The 14,228-nt window shown below is 43.0% G+C and carries 13 protein-coding genes and 1 pseudogene; 3 read left to right on the top strand and 11 right to left on the bottom strand.

Annotation, left to right across the window (positions count from 1 at the left end; translation table 11 throughout):
• Positions 1-56: 56 nt before the first annotated feature.
• The 3 genes from PAN06_RS04210 to zapA all read right to left on the bottom strand — a co-directional run bounded on the left by PAN06_RS04210 (position 57) and on the right by zapA (position 3,459).
• Complete coding sequence (locus PAN06_RS04210) at positions 57-2,393, bottom strand: endonuclease MutS2 (RefSeq protein ID WP_269795671.1); 2,337 nt, start codon at positions 2,391-2,393, stop codon at positions 57-59.
• A 218-nt stretch (positions 2,394-2,611) separates the two neighbouring features.
• Complete coding sequence (locus PAN06_RS04205) at positions 2,612-3,160, bottom strand: CvpA family protein (RefSeq protein ID WP_004262935.1); 549 nt, start codon at positions 3,158-3,160, stop codon at positions 2,612-2,614.
• Positions 3,157-3,459 carry a cell division protein ZapA gene (zapA, locus tag PAN06_RS04200; protein WP_269795670.1) on the bottom strand — a complete coding sequence of 101 codons (303 nt, stop codon included), beginning with the start codon at positions 3,457-3,459 and terminating at the stop codon, positions 3,157-3,159. The genes PAN06_RS04205 and zapA overlap by 4 nt, the downstream gene beginning before the upstream one ends.
• A gap of 86 nt (positions 3,460-3,545) precedes the next feature.
• Here zapA and rnhC point away from each other — a divergent pair, with 86 nt between their 5' ends.
• The 3 genes from rnhC to PAN06_RS04185 all read left to right on the top strand — a co-directional run bounded on the left by rnhC (position 3,546) and on the right by PAN06_RS04185 (position 7,525).
• Positions 3,546-4,427 carry a ribonuclease HIII gene (rnhC, locus tag PAN06_RS04195; protein WP_269795669.1) on the top strand — a complete coding sequence of 294 codons (882 nt, stop codon included), beginning with the start codon at positions 3,546-3,548 and terminating at the stop codon, positions 4,425-4,427.
• Between the two features lie 3 nt (positions 4,428-4,430).
• Complete coding sequence (lepB, locus tag PAN06_RS04190) at positions 4,431-5,045, top strand: signal peptidase I (protein ID WP_004245100.1); 615 nt, start codon at positions 4,431-4,433, stop codon at positions 5,043-5,045.
• A 113-nt stretch (positions 5,046-5,158) separates the two neighbouring features.
• On the top strand, positions 5,159-7,525 hold the full coding sequence (locus tag PAN06_RS04185; RefSeq protein ID WP_269795668.1) for an ATP-dependent RecD-like DNA helicase: 2,367 nt from the start codon (positions 5,159-5,161) through the stop codon (positions 7,523-7,525).
• A gap of 152 nt (positions 7,526-7,677) precedes the next feature.
• Here the strand turns inward: PAN06_RS04185 and tig are convergent, their stop codons facing one another.
• The 8 genes and pseudogenes from tig to PAN06_RS04145 form a co-directional block, all read right to left on the bottom strand.
• Positions 7,678-8,961 carry a trigger factor gene (gene tig, locus PAN06_RS04180; RefSeq protein ID WP_042751668.1) on the bottom strand — a complete coding sequence of 428 codons (1,284 nt, stop codon included), beginning with the start codon at positions 8,959-8,961 and terminating at the stop codon, positions 7,678-7,680.
• Positions 8,962-9,044: 83 nt separating this feature from the next.
• Positions 9,045-9,710, bottom strand: coding sequence for a DNA alkylation repair protein (locus tag PAN06_RS04175; RefSeq protein WP_269795667.1), 666 nt, complete (start codon positions 9,708-9,710; stop codon positions 9,045-9,047).
• Positions 9,711-10,343, bottom strand: coding sequence for a response regulator transcription factor (locus PAN06_RS04170; protein WP_049502071.1), 633 nt, complete (start codon positions 10,341-10,343; stop codon positions 9,711-9,713).
• Positions 10,344-10,356: 13 nt separating this feature from the next.
• Entirely contained in the window at positions 10,357-11,352 is a 996-nt protein-coding gene (locus PAN06_RS04165; protein WP_269795666.1) for a sensor histidine kinase, read from the bottom strand.
• On the bottom strand, positions 11,349-12,047 hold the full coding sequence (gene liaF / locus PAN06_RS04160; RefSeq protein ID WP_269795665.1) for a cell wall-active antibiotics response protein LiaF: 699 nt from the start codon (positions 12,045-12,047) through the stop codon (positions 11,349-11,351). The genes PAN06_RS04165 and liaF overlap by 4 nt, the downstream gene beginning before the upstream one ends.
• A gap of 76 nt (positions 12,048-12,123) precedes the next feature.
• Complete coding sequence (gene fni, locus PAN06_RS04155; protein WP_269795664.1) at positions 12,124-13,134, bottom strand: type 2 isopentenyl-diphosphate Delta-isomerase; 1,011 nt, start codon at positions 13,132-13,134, stop codon at positions 12,124-12,126.
• Positions 13,118-14,125, bottom strand: a complete 1,008-nt coding sequence (locus PAN06_RS04150) for a phosphomevalonate kinase (RefSeq protein WP_269795663.1) — start codon at positions 14,123-14,125, stop codon at positions 13,118-13,120. The genes fni and PAN06_RS04150 overlap by 17 nt, the downstream gene beginning before the upstream one ends.
• Positions 14,112-14,228: pseudogene (locus PAN06_RS04145) on the bottom strand (diphosphomevalonate decarboxylase); the annotation flags it as partial. The gene PAN06_RS04150 and the pseudogene PAN06_RS04145, both read right to left, overlap by 14 nt.

Raw genomic sequence — 14,228 nt, 5'->3', positions numbered from 1 at the left:
TGTTTATTAGTAAAAATGAGTTCAACAGTTTTTACTTTATAAAGTCCAGAATACTGCTATCCTTTAAAGGTCACAATAGTCGCACCACTGCCTCCAGCATTTTGTGGGGCATAGCCGAAACTCTTGACATGTTTGTTTCTCTGCAAGTATTTGGTAACTCCTTCACGGATGACACCTGTTCCGATACCATGGATGATATCGACTTGGGCCATATTATTGAGCAGGGCTTGGTCGATAAAGGCATCTAGCTCATTCATGGCCTCTTCATAGCGCTTGCCTCGAAGGTCCAGTCTGGCTTGTGGTCCACGACCAGAAGTTCGTTTCACGACATTGACTTGTTTCTTCTTGACTTGCTTTTCTTGCTGGGCTTGAACAAGGTCAAACTCTTTCTCTTCTAAGGTCATCTTAATCAAACCGACTTGGGCTTCCCAACGGCCGTCCTTGAGTTGACTGGTCAAGGTACCACGCTGTCCATAACTGAGAACCACGATATCATCTCCCACCTTTGGAGCTCGTTTTTTCTTGGCCTTTTGAAGAACCTTGTTTTTAGACAAGTCCACTTTTTCAGGAGCTAATTTTTTCAGCTTGGCCTTGGCTTCAATGATTTCGTGAGGCTTGAGTTGAGATTTACTGTGGAGATTTTTAAGAATCTGGTCACTCTCACTTAGGGCCATGTCCACAATCTCAGCAGCCTGTTCACGCGCCTTATTAAGCTCGGTTTCCTTTTCACGATTGAGCTCGTTGTAAAGTTTTTTGAGAGCACGGTTCATCTTGAGATTTTCTTGCTCCACCTCACGGATATTGTCCAAGCGTTTACGGCTTTCCAGCGTCTGCTCTTCCAGCTGCTCAATAATCCGATTGACATCATTGTCCTGATCGACCTGCTGACTGGCATCCCCTACAATAACTTCAGATAGACCTAGACGTTTAGCAATTTCAAAGGCATTGCTTCGGCCAGGAACACCCTGCATAAAGCGATAAGTCGGGCGAAGAGTTGCAGTATCAAACTCCATGCTAGCATTTTGCACAAAGGCTGTCTCGATACCATAGGCCTTGAGTTCTGGATAGTGAGTAGTAGCCATGGTCTTGACTTGACGCAGGCGAAGGTCCTCCAGAATAGCCATAGCAAGGGCTGCTCCTTCTTGAGGGTCTGTACCAGCTCCCAACTCATCCAAGAGTAAGAGTGAATGTTGATTAACCTTGCCAAGAATACCCACAATATTGGTCATGTGGCTAGAGAAGGTAGACAAGCTCTGTTCAATAGATTGCTCATCGCCAATATCGGCAAAGATTTCTTCAAAAATACCAACACGACTTCCCTTATCTGCTAAAATCGGCAAACCGGACTGAGCCATAACCTGCGTCAAGCCTAGAGTTTTAAGCATGATGGTCTTCCCACCTGTATTGGGACCTGTAATGACAATCGCTGTTAAATCTTGACCAAAATGGACATCATTTGCAACGGCATTTTTGACCAAAGGATGGCAAACATGGAGCAGTTGAATCTCTTGATTTTCTGACAGCTTAGGAACGACTGCTTGCCTTTCTTGGATAAAGCGGACCTTGGCACGAATCAAGTCCAGATGGCCGATAATCCAAGCATCATTGGCAATCTCAGCCGCATGAGGGCGAATACGCTCCGAGATTTCTTGGAGAATGCGAAGCATTTCATAACGCTCATCTGCTCGCAAACTGGCAATTTCTTCGCTCAGTTTGATCACCTCACGGGGTTCGATATAGACGGTATTTCCACTAGCAGAAATATCATGAACGACACCTGCAATTTTATTACGGTAGGTATTTTTGACTGGTAAAACCTGACGGCCATTTCTGCTGGCAACGATTACTTCTGTCAACATCTGCGCTTTTTGCTTGAGCAGATCCTGTAAAACATCGCGTACCTGACTTTCGCTATCATGGATTTTCCGACGGATGCGCGCCAATTCTTCACTGGCAAAATTTTCAATGAAACCTGCATCATTAAAAGCTTGGAGATTTCCTTGTAATTGCGGAAAATCATGTAATTTCTCAAACCAAAGGGCTAATTCTTCCAAACTGATATTTTCCAGATTGGCATAAAAACTTTGCAGTTCTCGGCTAGAGAGGAGCACGCGCTTCAAGAGTAGGAACTCCTCGATATTGAGGTCTGCTCCCATCTCCAACCGCTTGCAGACTCCTGCAATTTCCTTGGTTGCAAGAATGGTAAAATGCGGTTGCTCGACAAAGAGAGCCTGCATTTCCTTCATCTCAGCAAAAGCCTGTTTGATTTTATCTGCTTTGGCAGTCGGAGCCAACTGTCTCAATTGCTCTAATCCCTGCTCGGTCAACAAATGAGATTCAAACAAGGCCTTAACCTTATTGAACTCTAATGTTTCTAATATTTTCTTATTCATCTTTATTTCCTTGTCTTTGAATGTCTAGGTGTATGATACTCAATAAAAATCAAAAAGCAAACTAGGAAGCTAGCCACAGGTTGCTCAAAACAGTGTTTTGAGGTTGCAGATGGAAGCTGACGTGGTTTGAAGAGATTTTCGAAGAGTATTAGCTTTTTACATTCTGATAGATTCGAGTCAAATCTGTAAACAAAGGGCTAGGAAAACTCCTGCCCTTTTTATCCGATTAAATTTGTCACCCAGATTTGTTTGAGCCAACTGGTTGTTACTGGTATACTCTGGATGATGTGTTTTGCGACGATACTCTTTTCAAGAGGATTTTGTATAGCTGCCATGGGGATGGTCGCCAAGATTGTCAAAGCCATTTGCAAGACAAATAAGGTCACCAACATGGACAAGATACCTGCTGAAACTTGGAACAACTTACCACCCAGTTTTTTACTAGGAAGTAAGTGTAAAAGAAGACCAAGCAAACGACCGATGCTATAGACAATCCCAAATACAAGCAAGTAGCCGATACCTGCATAAAAGACCTTATCTAACTGAAAGAGTTGATCCGATGGGAAAAAGAAAGTTCCCTGACCTTCCTGCGGATTTGCATAAGGGACCAACAAATGAAATTGCTCACCAAGTCCCTTATAAAACTGGCCAGCCACAAAAGCCGATGCCATAGCTGAAATCAGGTAATAAACCTGTAAGAGCAGGCCTCTCCGATAACCGATATAAAATCCCCAAGCCAAGACCAATAGAAGAAGGAGTGAAATCATAAGGAATCCTCAATCTTGCTCTGTTCTTGCTTGCAAGTCACAAGCTTGTGACGGAGTTCTTCTAATTCTTGCTCCTTATCATCAAATTCAATCTCACGGCTGAGCTGAGTCGATAAACAGTTGACCGCCAACAAAAGAGCGATTGTTTCATCATCTGCACTAGGCATTTGTTCTTTAATTGCTTGGTATTTTTCTGTTGCAACCTTGGCGATTTCCTCCATAAAAAGGTTATCATGTTCGCTTGTCAAGGTTAATGATTTTTTCCCGAATGTAAATTTGAATCGATTTAGTTTTGCCATAAAATTCACCTCACGATATTATACCAAAATTCGCTAATTTTGTCAGTTTTTACAAATTTGCCTGCTTTTATGGTACAATAGAAACTATGGCAAGTATAACACTCACACCTAGTGAAAAGGAGATTCAGGCTTTTCTTGAACACTATCAAACCAGTCTGGCTCCCAGCAAGAATCCCTATATTCGCTACTTTTTGCGACTACCTCAAGCAACGGTTTCTATCTATACTTCTGGAAAGGTCTTGCTTCAGGGTGAAGGAGCTGAGAAATACGCCAATTTCTTTGGCTATCAAGTTGTAGAGGAAACCAGCGGGCAAAATCTCCCTTTGATTGGGACAGATGAGGTAGGAAATGGTTCCTACTTTGGTGGACTTGCAGTTGTGGCTTCCTTTGTCACACCTGACCAGCATGCCTTCTTGCGAAAACTAGGTGTGGGGGATTCTAAGACTCTGACAGACCAAAAAATCCGTCAGATTGCCCCTATCCTCAAAGAAAAAATCCAGCACCAGGCACTGCTTCTCTCACCAAGTAAGTACAATGAGGTCATTGGAGAACGCTACAATGCTGTTTCTGTTAAGGTAGCCCTCCATAACCAGGCTATCTACCTCCTTCTTCAAAAAGGCATTCAGCCTGAGAAAATTGTGATTGATGCCTTTACCAGTGCTAAAAATTATGACAAGTACTTGGCACAAGAGACCAATCGTTTCAGCAATCCTATCAGCTTAGAAGAAAAGGCTGAGGGCAAATACTTGGCTGTCGCAGTTTCTTCCATCATTGCGCGTGATCTCTTTCTAGAAAATCTTGAAAATCTGGGACTAGAGCTGGGCTATCAACTTCCAAGTGGAGCTGGAACGGCTTCTGATAAGGTGGCTAGCCAGATTTTGCAGGCCTATGGAATGCAGGGACTTAACTTCTGTGCCAAACTGCACTTTAAAAATACTGAAAAAGCGAAAAAACGCTTAGAAAGGTAAGTTATGAATTCATTTAAAAATTTCTTAAAAGAGTGGGGATTGTTCCTCCTGATTCTATCATTACTAGCTTTAAGTCGTATCTTTTTTTGGAGTAATGTTCGCGTAGAAGGGCATTCTATGGATCCTACCCTAGCGGATGGCGAAATCCTCTTTGTTGTCAAACACCTACCTATTGACCGATTTGATATCGTGGTTGCCCATGAGGAAGATGGCAATAAGGACATTGTCAAACGTGTCATCGGAATGCCTGGAGACACCATCCGTTACGAAAACGATAAACTTTACATCAATGATAAAGAGACAGATGAGCCTTACCTAGCTGACTACATCAAACGCTTCAAGGATGACAAACTCCAAAGCACTTACTCAGGCAAGGGCTTTGAAGGAAATAAAGGAACTTTCTTTAGAAGTATCGCTGAAAAAGCCCAAGCCTTCACAGTTGATGTCAACTACAACACCAACTTTAGCTTTACTGTCCCAGAAGGAGAATACCTTCTCCTCGGAGACGACCGCCTGGTTTCTAGCGACAGCCGCCACGTAGGTACCTTCAAAGCAAAAGATATCACAGGGGAAGCTAAATTCCGCTTCTGGCCAATCACCCGTATCGGAACATTTTAAGAAACCTAAGAGGCCGAGAATCAAGAATCTCAGCCTCTTCTTCTATCGTGAGAAGTAATCGTTTATTGACTATAATACCCCCAAACTCTCACCTATTCATACAAAGGAATTTTATGGAAGTTTATTTTTCAGGAACCATTGAACGGATTATTTTTGAAAATCCCAGCAATTTTTATCGCATCCTCCTCCTAGAAATCGAAGATACGGACGCAGAGGATTTTGATGATTTTGAAATCATTGTCACGGGCACTATGGCTGATGTGATTGAGGGAGAAGACTATACTTTTTGGGGACAAATTGTCCAGCACTCCAAGTATGGGGAACAACTGCAAATCAGCCGGTATGAAAGAGCAAAACCAACTAGCAAGGGCTTGGTCAAGTACTTTTCAAGTAGCCATTTCAAGGGGATTGGTCTCAAGACAGCTCAGAAAATTGTAGATACCTATGGCGACAATACCATTGACGAAATTCTGCAACACCCAGAAAAGCTAGAAGGTATCTCAGGACTCTCTGCTAAAAATCGCGAGGCCTTCGTCTCTACTCTCCGCCTCAACTACGGAACAGAGATGGTCTTGGCCAAGCTAGCCAACTACGGCATTCCCAACAAACTAGCCTTTCAGATTCAAGACTTTTACAAGGAAGAAACCCTTGATGTGGTTGAAAATTATCCCTACCAGTTAGTCGAGGATATCAAGGGCTTGGGCTTTACCATTGCTGACCAATTAGCGGAAGAACTAGGCATAGAAAGTCAGGCTCCTGAACGCTTCCGCGCCGGTCTAGTTCACAGTCTTTTTCAGGCCTGTATGGAAACAGGGGACACCTATGTTGAAGCACGAGATCTGCTAGAACAAACTCTAACCCTACTTGAGTCTTCCCGCCCCGTGGAACTGGATCCCAGCCAAGTGGCCCAAGAACTCTCCTACCTGATCGAAGAAGACAAGGTTCAGCAGATTGATACCAAGATTTTTGACAACAGCCTCTTTTTCGCCGAGGAAGGCATCCGCAGTCACTTGGTTCGTATCCTTGAAAAAGGAAAACAGAAGAGCCAGGATTTAAAAACCATTCAAAAACATATCGCTACTGTCGAAGAAGATTTGGAGATTGAGTATGATAACATTCAAAAACAAGCTATTTGTGATGCTATCCAGAACAAGGTCTTTATCCTAACAGGTGGACCTGGTACTGGTAAGACAACGGTTATCAATGGGATCATCGCTGTTTATGCCCTTTTAGAAGGACTTGACCTCAGGAAAAAAAGCAACCTACCTATTCTTCTTGCTGCTCCAACTGGCCGAGCCGCTCGGCGCATGAATGAATTGACAGGTTTGCCTAGCGCGACCATACACCGCCATTTGGGAATGACAGGGGACGATGATACCAGTCATCTGGAAGATTATCTGGATGCTGACTTTATCATCGTAGATGAATTTTCCATGGTGGATACTTGGCTGGCCAACCAACTCTTCTCCAACATCTCTTCGAACAGTAAGATCCTCATCGTGGGTGACAGCGACCAACTACCGTCTGTCAGCCCTGGACAGGTTCTAGCGGATCTGCTTCATATTCCCTTGATTCCTCAGACTCGTTTGGAAAAAATTTACCGACAAAGCGAAGAATCAACCATCGTCACCCTAGCTAGTCAGATTAGACAGGGCATCCTGCCAGCTGATTTCACCCAGAAAAAAGCAGACCGTTCCTACTTTGAAATTGCTAGTGGCCATATTCCTGCTACGATTGAGAAAATCTTAGGCGCTGCCCTAAGAAGTGGTATCCCTGCCCGTGATATCCAAGTTCTGGCGCCCATGTACCGAGGAACAGCAGGGATTGATGCCATCAACCAACTCATGCAAGACCTCCTTAATCCACCACAAAAAGACCAACTCAGTTTTGAAGCTCCCCAGTGCCACTATCGTAAGGGAGATAAGGTCATTCACCTGGTCAACGATGCTGAAATCAATGTCTTTAATGGAGATTTAGGGGCTATCACAGACCTGATTCCTGGAAAATACACTGAGTCGAAACAAGACGAGATTGTCATTGATTTTGATGGCAACGAGGTCTCTTACCCACGTAACGAATGGTACAAAATTCGCTTGGCCTATGCCATGAGTATCCATAAATCACAGGGAAGTGAGTTCCCTGTTGTCATCCTACCTATCACCAGTGCTAGTAGGCGTATGCTGGAGCGCAATCTCATCTATACAGCCATTACACGCGCCAAAAGCAAGCTTATCTTACTAGGCGAATTACAGGCCTTTGACTATGCTACTCAACATATCGGAACTGCCCGGAAAACCTATCTGATTGAACGTTTCAGTGATCTACTAGAGAATGTTGAAGAAAAGCAACCAGCTCTCTCTGAAACAGCCACATCAAGCACCTCTGAGCAATCCTACATCCTGACCGAAGAAAACTGGGATAGCATCCCCGCCATGATTGGGATTACAGACGCAGACATCAAAGAGATTTTTGGAAAATAGTGCATAAGAAAACCCACCAATTCAGGTGGGATTTTTGTTTATTAATACTCAATGAAAATCAAAGAGCAAACTAGGAAGCTAGCCGCAAGCTGTACTTGAGTACGGTAAGGCGCCGCTGACGTGGTTTGAAGAGATTTTCGAAGAGTATAAGATTATTTAACTGTTGCTGTGCTTGTAATCAACTCAACAGCTTTTTTGATTGTGATATCGTGTTTCAACATATCAGCTGAAAGCAAGCTTTGTACTTGTGCAACTTCCATGTTGTAGTCTGTAGCCAATTGCTCAACTTCTTTTTGGATTTCTTCTTCTGAAGCATCAAATCCTTCAGCTTTGGCAACTGCTTCGATAACAAGGTTAGTCTTAGTACGTGACTCAGCTTCTCCCTCGTATTGTTTGTGAAGATCTTCTTGAGTAGTTCCAGTGATTTGGAAGTACATGTCAGGGTTGATACCTTGACGTTGCAAGTTTCCAAGGAATTCGTTTACTGAACGGTGAACTTCTTCGTGGATCATTTCTTCTGGAAGTTCTACGATTTCAGCGTTTTCTACAGCTTTATCAATTGCTGCACCTTCAACTGCATCCTTGTATGCTTCTTCTTTAGCTGCAGCCAATTCCTTGCGGTATTTTTCTTTCAATTCAGCAAGTGTTTCAACTTCTTCGTCGATGTCTTTTGCAAGTTCATCGTCAAGAGCTGGAACTTCTTTAGCTTTTACTTCGTGGATAGTTGTCACGAATTTAGCTTCTTTACCTGCAAGGTCTTCTGCTTGGTAGTCTTCTGGGAATGTTACGATAACATCAACAGTTTCGCCAGCTGAGTGACCTACCAATTGGTCTTCGAAACCAGGGATGAATTGACCTGAACCAAGTCCAAGTGAGAAGTTTTCACCTTTTCCACCATCAAATTCAACACCGTCGATAGAACCAACGAAGTCGATGACAACAGTGTCGCCGTTTTCAGCAGCTGCTTCTTTGATAACCAATTCAGCCAAGTTGTTGCGTTCGCGTTCGATACGCTCTTCAACGTCAGCGTCAGTTACTTCTTTTTCAACATCTACTGATACTTCAAGGTTTTTGTAGTCACCCAATTTTACTTCAGGTTTTGTAACAACTTCAGCAGTGATAACCCAGTCTTGACCTTTTTCCATTGAAGTTACGTCAATTTTTGGTTGAGCAACTACTTCAAGACCAGCTTCTTTTACAGCTGCTTCATAAGCATTTGGCAAAAGAGCGTTCATAACGTCTTGGTAAAGTGACTCTTCACCAAATTTTTTGTCGAAGATAGGACGTGGAAGGTGACCTTTACGGAAACCTGGAACATTAAGAGATTTTTTCACTGAGTTGAAGACACGGTCCAATTCTGGTTTGATTTGGTCTTGAGAGATAGTGAAAGTCAAGACACCACGGTTTGTTTCTTTGTTTTCAAATGATACAGACATTCTGTCATTTCTCCTTAAAATTTTTTAAATACAGTCTATTATAACATAAATGAGCGACTTTTTTCAAGTAATGAATGCGCTTTTCAATGATGCTGGAGGTACTTGCTCGCTTCTTTGATACTAAGTTCAGTCATTCTTTCCTTGTTTTTCTCAATGAAGCCTGCTACCCAAGTTGAATTGGTTTTGGAGTAGTCTCTTAGAGCCCAGCCAATGGCTTTATTGATAAAGAATTCTGTTTGATTCAAATTATGAAGCAGAATCTTTTCCAGTAATTGAACATTGGTCTTCTCTTTTCTTAACAACTGGTGGTCAATAGCGACTCGTCTCAGCCAGATATTATCTGATAGGCTCCATTTTAAGATTATTTCTTCTAGTTCAGGGCGGTCATACACCAAACTCCCTACTACTCGATCTAGGATATCTACCGTATCCCACCAAGGCTTGGTAACAACCAACTGCTCTAGCTTAGGCAAATCGCTTCCTTTTAGATAAGACTGCATTGCTTTCAAATAATTGGCGGCCACATACTGGTATTCTCTAGACTCTTTTTCCCAGCAAGTATCTACAAAATCCCAATCGATAATCTTTGTTTTTTTCGCTTCTGGAAAGTATTTTTTATAGAGTTTATTTCTTTCTGGCGCCGCAACGCCTAGAAAGGAAAATTGATGGCGCATATAGGCCTCCATAGGCCCTGCTTTTTTAGGATTTTTTGCTGCTTCTAGCTCCTCAAGTAAATCTGTTAGACTCATCTAAAACTCCTCATGCCCCACCAAGTGGTGCTGAAAGGCATAGACTGCAGCCTGGGTACGATCGCTGACCTCAAGTTTGGCTAGGATATTGGACACATGGGTCTTGACCGTCTTGAGAGAGATAAAAAGTTCGTCTGCGATACGCTGATTTTCGTAGCCCTTGGCGATGAGTTGGAGAACATCTCGCTCACGCGCAGTCAGGTCCTCATGTAGTTCTATGTGATTGCGGTGGTACTCGACCTTCTTGCTGACCTCTTGCTCAATAGCCAACTCCCCAGCAGCCACCTTACGGACGGCATGGAGTAGTTCGTCTGCACTAGAAGTCTTGAGCATATAGCCACGAGCACCTGCATCTAAGACGGGCATGATTTTTTCATTGTCTAAATAAGAGCTCACAATCAAAATCTTGGCTTCAGGCCATTCTTTGAGGATGGCCAAGGTCGCATCAATTCCATTCATCTCAGGCATGACAATATCCATGACAATGACATCTGGACGCAATTCCAAGGCTAAGTCAATGCCTTGAGATCCGTTTGTAGCCTCACCCACAACTTCTACATCATCTTGGAGGTCAAAGTAGCTTTTCAAGCCCAAGCGGACCATTTCATGGTCATCTACTAGTAAAATTTTCATCTTTACTCCTTTATCATTCCTTATCTAACAGGGGAATACGGATATCAACTGCCAGCCCTTGCTTGGGAGCTGTCAAGAGTTGAACTGTTCCAGCCATATCTTCGACTCGCTCCTTGATGTTTCGCAGTCCATAACTCAAGTCGTCTAAGCTCCCTAACTGGAAACCAATCCCATTATCCACCACCTTCAGTTGCAATTCAAAATCTGTCTGATAGAGGTAAACATCCAAACAAGATGCCTGGGCATGGCGGAGGGTATTGCTGACCAACTCTTGCAAGATACGGAAGATATGCTCCTCGATTTTCTTGGGCAATTTCGTCACATTTTGCTTGAAACTAACCTTGAGATCACTCTTGTCCTTAAGCTCTTTTAAGAGGATTTGAATCCCTTCAACCAAACTCTTCTGTTCCAGCTCAACTGGTCGCAAATGCAAGAGCAAGACCCGCAAATCCTTCTGGGCGGTTTCTAAAATAGCTGTGACACTCTGCAACTGGGTCTGCATCTTTTCTCTATCCAATTTCAAAGTCTGCTGACTGATACCCGATAAAATCATGTGGGCCGCAAACAACTCCTGACTGACTGTATCGTGCAAATCCCGAGCAATCCTCTTCCGTTCTTTCTCGATGATTTCCTCTTCTTGAGCAAGACTGTGATTTTCAGCTTTTTGAAGAGCTTCTGTCAAAAGGTTAAGCTTACCTGACAAGGACTTGAAACTGGCATCCAAATCTGGATCTGCAAGCTGAACCACTTCTTGCCCTGCCAATAAACGCTTGAGATTAGCTTGCGTTTTTCTTAGAGAAAATTCTTCAACGCCTCGCCAAAATAGGGCTAAGAGACAGGTCATGGACATGCTGAATACCAACAACAAAAAGATAAATTTTTCTGTTTTTTCGACATCGTGCAAGAAAATAGACCAGTCAAAGTCAAGGATGTCCAGCAAGCTGTGGGACAGAAATAAGACAAATAAGATGGAGGTGAGAGCAATCATTACATATACTTGTTTTTTCATCCTCTGACCACCTCCACATCGCCAATCATAGTGGTCAAAAAAATCTTGACACTCTTGTTACTCTTGAGATAGTCTCTTGTTTCTTGATGATAGTGTTCATTGCGGAGGGATCGCTTGGGCTGGTTAAAGAAAGTCAAATCACCATAGAGACAGTTAACGCTGAGACTGACTTCCACATCTACAGGCACAATGATTTTGGTCGTTCCTACCATCTTTCTGAGGATAATGACATTGTCATGATTGGTTAGAATCACCCTCTCCAGATGAATAGTGTCCTTACCCATGAGGCGAAAGAGATTGATATCATCAAACTTGCAAGTCTGGTAACTTGAAAAATGATGGAGATTTCCAAACCAACGATTTTTCTCCTTCTTAACCGTTACCACCTCTTCAAAAACCAAATTTGTCTGCTCTTTTTCCTGGTTCATCATCGGATAAAGAAGAAAGAGGCTATAGATAACCGCAACAAAAATAGCTAGAATCACAAAGGGATTGAGCATGATGATGAAAAAGAAGAGAATGCTTGCCACCACTAAAAGAAGGTTATTGCCCTCTTTACCAGTGTAATAACGAATCAAAAGCAAAAAGAGGAATAAAATCAGCAGAAAACGCGAAAAATGCTCTGATACCATCAAAATCAGAGCTCCTGTCAGAAGACAGGCTTCGATAAATAAAAAGACTTTAAATTTTCTCATAGGTTCATCCTCTCCCTTCTATTTTATCACACTTCAAAAAAGTCACCTCGGTCTGAAGATGGAAAAAAGGCGGTGGTTACGCCTTTTTCATCTGATCTTTTGCTTCTTTTAATTTTCCATAAAGAAGATAGTCTACTTTTTGCAAATCTGCTATGGTTGCACAATTAAGGGCACACATGATCAAGCGTAGATCTGCTTTCCAGCCTTGGACAATATCAAGCACTTCTTCGACTGAATAGGTTTCAACCAATTCCAGAATTGTTCGAGATAGTCCTACAGCCTTAGCACCAAAGACCAAACACTTAATCATATCCAGCGGATTGCGAACACCTCCACTAACTAAGAGTTCAGCCTTGTCTTTCCAGTCTTGGGCATTGATAAGGGCCTGCATGGTGGACTGGCCCCATTGATTGAGGTAGTCACGTTGACCACTGCGACGGTTTTCGATATAAGCAAAGCTGGTGCCACCACGACCTGACAGGTCAAAGGTTCGAACGCCCAATTCATAGGCTCTCTTGATGGTCTTCACATCCATTCCAAAGCCCACTTCCTTGAGGACAATCGGAACAGAGATTTGCTTGCTATAGTCTGCTAGATGCGATTGCCAGCATCTGAACTTCCTTTCCCCCTCTGGCATCAGTAATTCCTGCATAACATTGACATGCACTTGCAAGAGAAGAGGATGCATCTCTTCTACAGTCTGAAGTCCTAACTCGACAGGCTTGTCCAATCCAATATTGGTTCCAAGAAGGAAATTTGGATGATCAGACTTGACAGAAAAAGAGTCATCTGCTGGATCTTTGAGGGCTGCGCTATAAGAACCTGTTACAAATAAAATACCACAGGCTTCCGCCACTTGAGCCAGCTTTTGATTGATTTCTCTCCCCTTATCGCTTCCACCCGTCATGGCATTGATATAAAAAGGAAAATCCCACTTTCGACCAGCAAACTCTGTCGACAGATCGATTTCATCCAGGTCGTAAAGAGGCAAGGAAGAATGAATCAACTCCACCTCATCAAAGCTATTATAGGAACTTTTCTGCTCAAGGGCATAGCGGATGTGCTCATCCTTACGATTTGTCGTCATGTCCTATCCTTTCTTGGTATAAGAGCTCAATCCCCAGATCGGCCCAACGGTTTTTTAGGGTTTCAGTTGATTGCTCATCAAAACTCAAGGCAATACCACAATCACCACCACCAGCGCCGCTACTCTTGGCAACAGCTTGCAAATCTTGACTAGCTTCTTTCAACTGTCTAAGCGAAGGCGTGTAAATATCTGCGCTCAAGCTTTCTAAAAGCCGGCTGGCGACTTCTACTTGCTCGATAATTTTTTCTGATTCCCCCTGCTCCAAGGCTTCTACCAAAGAAACCACCGTTTCTTTTGAGGAACTTAAAAAATTCTGATTGATATTTTGCTTGATTTGCTGGACCATGTGACTCGATACAGCCACTTTCTTGGTCCATCCCACTAGGAAATCACATTCTAGGGCAGGTTGTACATGTGAGATTGAAAAGCCCCAATCACGCTCTAAAACAGTCGCTAAGTTTTCTTCTTCCAACCAAGCAACCACCTTCTGGCGATCAAATGACTGGTAGAGAACCAAATCCTCTGCCACAATACAGGCAAGGTCCCCCATAGAACCATTGTCTCCGCGCTTAAGCAAGACAGCACTGGCCAGCTTGAACAAGAGATCCTGATCAACCGAAAAATTATATAGAGCTAGCAGAACCTTGATGACCAAGACAACGACGCTGCCACTAGAACCCAGACCAAACTTTTTCCCTTCTCGTTCCATTTTTCCACGGATTTCTAGAGAAAAAGGTCGCAAGGTCTGCCCACGATAAACGAGGAAATCTTGCACTAAAGCAATCGTTTCTTGAATCAAGCTGTAGTCAGGATTTGGTGTCAAGTCCACTACGAAATCAAACATATCTGAGTAGATACGGTAACTATCAGAAAAAGCAATCTCGCCCTTCATATAGATGGGAATGGCCTTTATCAAGGCCAACTGCCCTGGCTCTAAAATAGCATATTCACCTGCCCAATAGAGCTTTCCGCAAGTTTTAACAGCAATCATCTTGACTCAAATCCTTTGTTTTTGACACAATCAAGCGATAATGTTGACCAAAAATTTCTGATAAATGCTCCAAGTCTTTCTCCTGACAGAGGACCTTGACATT

This window comes from Streptococcus sp. SM3 (assembly GCF_027497875.1).
The sequence above is the reverse complement of the archived record's forward strand: the minus strand, read 5'-3'. Positions and strand labels throughout refer to the sequence as shown.

What these genes read in the sequence shown, in the direction of transcription:
- PAN06_RS04205 (WP_004262935.1), bottom strand. Translation starts at nt 3,160, where the DNA reads ATGATTTCACTCCTTCTTCTATTGGTCTTGGCTTGGGGATTTTATATC.
- PAN06_RS04185 (WP_269795668.1), top strand. Translation starts at nt 5,159, where the DNA reads ATGGAAGTTTATTTTTCAGGAACCATTGAACGGATTATTTTTGAAAAT.
- liaF (WP_269795665.1), bottom strand. Translation starts at nt 12,047, where the DNA reads ATGAGAAAATTTAAAGTCTTTTTATTTATCGAAGCCTGTCTTCTGACA.
- lepB (WP_004245100.1), top strand. Translation starts at nt 4,431, where the DNA reads ATGAATTCATTTAAAAATTTCTTAAAAGAGTGGGGATTGTTCCTCCTG.
- PAN06_RS04165 (WP_269795666.1), bottom strand. Translation starts at nt 11,352, where the DNA reads ATGAAAAAACAAGTATATGTAATGATTGCTCTCACCTCCATCTTATTT.
- PAN06_RS04170 (WP_049502071.1), bottom strand. Translation starts at nt 10,343, where the DNA reads ATGAAAATTTTACTAGTAGATGACCATGAAATGGTCCGCTTGGGCTTG.
- PAN06_RS04210 (WP_269795671.1), bottom strand. Translation starts at nt 2,393, where the DNA reads ATGAATAAGAAAATATTAGAAACATTAGAGTTCAATAAGGTTAAGGCC.
- PAN06_RS04175 (WP_269795667.1), bottom strand. Translation starts at nt 9,710, where the DNA reads ATGAGTCTAACAGATTTACTTGAGGAGCTAGAAGCAGCAAAAAATCCT.
- PAN06_RS04150 (WP_269795663.1), bottom strand. Translation starts at nt 14,125, where the DNA reads ATGATTGCTGTTAAAACTTGCGGAAAGCTCTATTGGGCAGGTGAATAT.
- fni (WP_269795664.1), bottom strand. Translation starts at nt 13,134, where the DNA reads ATGACGACAAATCGTAAGGATGAGCACATCCGCTATGCCCTTGAGCAG.
- tig (WP_042751668.1), bottom strand. Translation starts at nt 8,961, where the DNA reads ATGTCTGTATCATTTGAAAACAAAGAAACAAACCGTGGTGTCTTGACT.
- rnhC (WP_269795669.1), top strand. Translation starts at nt 3,546, where the DNA reads ATGGCAAGTATAACACTCACACCTAGTGAAAAGGAGATTCAGGCTTTT.
- zapA (WP_269795670.1), bottom strand. Translation starts at nt 3,459, where the DNA reads ATGGCAAAACTAAATCGATTCAAATTTACATTCGGGAAAAAATCATTA.